This window comes from Flavonifractor sp. An4, from assembly GCF_002161755.1.
GTDB classification, from domain to species: domain Bacteria; phylum Bacillota; class Clostridia; order Oscillospirales; family Oscillospiraceae; genus Flavonifractor; species Flavonifractor avicola.
This window is the reverse complement of the sequence record NZ_NFIL01000127.1, coordinates 1-571: the sequence shown is the minus strand read 5'-3', so window position 1 is coordinate 571 and position 571 is coordinate 1. Positions and strand designations below refer to the sequence as shown.

At 67.6% G+C, this 571-nt stretch carries 1 protein-coding gene; it reads left to right on the top strand.

The features are described from left to right. Nucleotides 1-29: 29 nt before the first annotated feature. A partial coding sequence (locus B5F94_RS16055) for a hypothetical protein (protein ID WP_143383348.1) occupies nt 30-571 on the top strand: 542 nt, incomplete at its 3' end.

The following is a 571-nucleotide window of genomic DNA, read 5'->3' as shown; positions in this document are numbered from 1 at the left end:
CGGGCGCCCCGGACGGATATGAGTAAAAAATGAGCCGGGCCAGGGAGATCAAAGCCCAGGCCAAGGCCCTGCGGGAACAAAAGACCGCCCTTCAGGCCAAGCTGGAGGGCGTACAAGGCAGGGAGGCCCGGGCCATCCGTCTGGAGCTGGCCCGGATCGGGGAGGATCTGGTGGACTGCTCCCGGCTTTTACGGGAGCTGATGCCCCGGCACAAGATCAGCCGGGGCAGGACTTGGTCCGGCCTGGAGGGCTGGCAGTGGGACAGGCTCCAGTATCAGACCTGGGCGGAGCTGGAGGGGGCTGAGGAGGCCCCAGAGGGTTCCACGGAGCAGGACAAGATGCGCCTGGCGGTACGGGCGGCCCGGAGCGGCATCAGCCCCGCTCAGGAGGCTTATCTTGCCGGTACCAACGGAGGCAGACGGCAGGCCCAGGTGGCCCGGGAGGCGGGGAGAAACCGCTCCACCGTGTGCCGCACCCTCCAGCGGGGACAGAAACGGATTGCAGAGGATGCCAGAGTTCTCTATCAGCTGCTGGGCCGCCAGGAGGGGGGACCTCTGGTGGTGGACCTGGG